Here is a 3,521-nt window from a genome sequence, read left to right on the forward strand (position 1 = left end):
AGCCGCCACTGCCTGAACGGACCGGTATCGCCCCGATACTAGGGCAATCCATCAAAACCGCCGGCGTCAACGTGCGGGGAAAATCGCGCTTACGTTCAAGTATCGCACCAGAGGTCAACGAGGAGCGCTGATCGAAGAGCAAGTTGCCCAACGAGAAAACTACTTGGACTTGCTCAGCATCTACGGAAATGGGACGAGCAGACGCTTGATGGCTGTGTGCACCAATGATCAATGACACTCCGCAATCGTGCAACGCTTCGCTAATCCGCATGAGATCGGATGGGAGGATCGAAGTGTATTCCTCTCCCCAATGAACGAAGGCAATAAGAGGGGGGGGGCGTGGGCCGCCGGCAGAGCTGCTGAATATCGTTCATCCCAGCAAAAGGATATCCGGCCACTGTTCTTCCGCGGATAAAGTTTATTGCGACCATTCTAAAGGCGCCGAGGTCCACAACGCTCATGTGCCGTGCAGACTTGATGCCAAGCCGCCTCAACTCGGAGGTCGTTTCCTTGAGACCGTTTGGCCCGAAATCAAACGAATGATTGTTGGCGAGACCCGCTACGACGACATTGAGACCGCGGAGAATAGGAGCGGCGATCGCCCTGTCGATTGCATGTAGGTCAGGCTTAGATATCGAAAGGTCTTCAGGTAGTAGCGCTCCTTCGAGATTGATGATCAACGGCCGTCCACCCGTGAAGGATTGCACCATCTCGATCAGCTTGGATCTATTTTCTGGCTTCTGGAGAGGTAGCGTCAGCCATCTCCCCGGGAACACATCTCCTCCAAAATAGAACACCTCTTGATCGTTATACTGCGGCAGGAGCGCTGCGCTGTCGTTTCGGGTATAAACTTCTACGATGTAGCTCGTTGTAGCTGCGATTCTCGGCCCGTATTCGGCTTGATTCCGATTGGCTATGACGGTCGGCTCCGAGTTAAACACGGATCTCTGTAGGCTCATCTGCGTGAACTGTGCTGCCTTCGAATCCAAATGGTTGGATTGATGCAGCTCCGAAACTCGTGCCGGATCTCCCTCCGCTATAATGTTTAAGGTCTCCTGATCGCGCGACGCAGCAACGTGCGCTGGCAAGTAGTGCGAGAAATCCGTAGATTGAATGATCAGTGTGCGTTTAGTGACTACTTTGGACAACACTTCAACTGCTTCCCTCCACTCGGCCTCGGAGGAACTGGTTGAAATCGTTACCGCCAATACCGGGGTCTCCCCGAAGAAGTATCGAATGAAAGGTAGTATTGCTGCTATGCCGTGCTCACGTTCAAAGAGGTTGGAGCTTTCGACAAGCTCAGACTTAAAAAGAAGCTCTGCGGCGCTGATGTCTGTGTTGATCTGGCCCAATACGGTGTCGAATGAACGGGCCGTCGTCGCCAACAAGCGATGCCCGCCCTTAAAATGATCCGGGGATAGCACGATAATTCGATCATAATTGTTACCGCTCGCCACCCAGAATCCGCGTGCGATCAGATCCGCAGCGACCAAATGATGGGGCACTGTTATTCCGTGGATCTCGACGCCGACAGGAGGAGATATCTTTTCTTTCTGTATTGCGTTGAGGAAGATTTCGGGGGCGGTATAAAAGGACTCAAACAGCTGCGCGTGGGCTGTCCCACAGCAAAGGAATGACAGGACAATTATGACAACATTAAAAATCACTGGAACGTGAGCGCGCATCATATCACGCATAGTTGGTTTGGTTCTCGGGTGCATAGTAGCGTGTTTCTGGACTTGCTCAACTGATGGTTTCTACTCACCAGATCGCATCTAACCCGCTCAGGAACGGGGGAACCCGACCCTCACCCGAAAGATCGTTGAGACGGGCGGAGAGACGCCGGCTCCGTGACATCTAGAGAGTCCCGACGAGTATCCTGGCCCGATCTCCGCACGCCAGCGTGCAGGTGGAAGTGGAGGACGTTTTGACCGGCTGCTGAACTTTCATTGAAGCCGTCCGGAAGAAAACGTTCGTCAATGCCCATCTGACCATCGTCGATGGTCGAACAGATTACCGACTTTTCGTCAGAGTTCAGGCCCGACCAGGCCGATACCTGACGGCGGGGAATAATCAGAAGATGGTGCGGACTGATCGAAAATCCATCTCGGGGCGATCACGGCTTTATTTGAAAACGCAATTCGACTTTAATCAATCGAGCAGAATGGGCAGCTCATCGCACCAAACAAGCCTCTTAAGATGCGGCGTATCGATACAATTCGTAGCATGGCTGGCGATTTGAGATCTCAACACTGGCACAGCCGCGCATGATTTTAAGTGCTGCGGCTCGGCAGATCGGGTGCCTTAAACGATCAGGGAAGATTTCGACGAGAATGAATGGCCCGCTTGTGCCTTTGATACGAAAGCGACCCACCGATCGCTGCAACGAGCTCGATTTTTCTGGAATTGTGCCCCGCGACGTTTCAGCTTCAGAGGGCAGCGGTCCATCGGCTGCGCCGCCATTGTGACGGATCGTGAAGCGGCTAGACCGCAGAAGCAAGGGCATTGACTTAGAAGGAGAATTCCGCGGCAGAGCGCTCTGCCAGAGCCATGGTCTATCTGACTTGCTTTAGACGGAGTGCCGACCTTAAGTCGGCACCTCGATCTGGTTGCTGAGCCAGCGAAAGCTCGCCGGCATGATGGGCTCCGCGCGGGTTCGCCGCCATCCCCATCACCACGATTGCTCCGCCTCCAAGTGCGGCTTCTCCCGTGGTCCCCGCGCTTATAGGGTCCGGGTCCCCTTAGACGGAAAACGAGATCTCAACATGTCTCCGCCGTCATGCCGTCGTCTCAACGATACTCTTGAATTCGCTAAAGAATTCGGGGTGGTGCCTCTCCAGATATTTTGCGATCTTCGTGTTGCCGACGAGTTTGGCCAAGTAACCTCTAAGCACCGTAAGGTGCAGGTGGTCTTGGCCGTAGGTGTCCTGGATCGATGATATCGCCTGCTGAAGCCTCGAGAGCTCACTTTCCATCCGTGAAAGAGCTTCCGCAGTCATGCCCTTTATTCGCTTTGGCGTGGACGAGTTTACCAGCTGCGCTTGAGGTGTGCCGGCAAGTATGGCCGAGGCGTATCCCACCGAATAGTTGTTTGCGTTGATCAGAAGCTCTGCCGTCTCGATTTGTCGTATCGGAAGCATCTTCCGCAATACGTCGAAGACCGCCATCGGGCACATCTTATCTTTGAGCAGCGCCACGGCCTCTTCGCAGATGCCTTCGATCAGCGTTGCCTTGCGGACTAAGCTACGAACGTTGATGTCGAGCGCCCGGGCGATCTTCTCCTTTGGAACATTGCGTTCTATCGCCTTCGCTATCATTCGGTGTTCCTGAATAGCTGACAATCGGCTTATCCTCTTATTGTAAGTGAAAGCCTCATCGTCGCTAGACAACAAGCATTCCACTTGCGTTTCGCCGAGATCTTTCAGCACTATAGCGCGACAATCTGGGTGGGGAGCGCGCGACAATCAGGATGGCGAGTCAGTGTCGCGGCGAGATGATGATTGCTGCGAAGATTGTCGCGC

At 53.9% G+C, this 3,521-nt stretch carries 2 protein-coding genes; both read right to left on the reverse strand.

Annotation, left to right across the window (positions count from 1 at the left end; translation table 11 throughout):
• Positions 1-260: 260 nt before the first annotated feature.
• Entirely contained in the window at positions 261-1,697 is a 1,437-nt protein-coding gene (gene amrB / locus K288_RS49030; RefSeq protein ID WP_160169089.1) for an AmmeMemoRadiSam system protein B, read from the reverse strand.
• A 1,080-nt stretch (positions 1,698-2,777) separates the two neighbouring features.
• Complete coding sequence (locus K288_RS49035; protein WP_343209704.1) at positions 2,778-3,428, reverse strand: plasmid partitioning protein RepB C-terminal domain-containing protein; 651 nt, start codon at positions 3,426-3,428, stop codon at positions 2,778-2,780.
• Positions 3,429-3,521: the final 93 nt, after the last annotated feature.

Origin of the sequence: Bradyrhizobium sp. Ai1a-2, from assembly GCF_000426245.1 — a bacterium.
Taxonomy (GTDB): Bacteria; Pseudomonadota; Alphaproteobacteria; order Rhizobiales; family Xanthobacteraceae; genus Bradyrhizobium.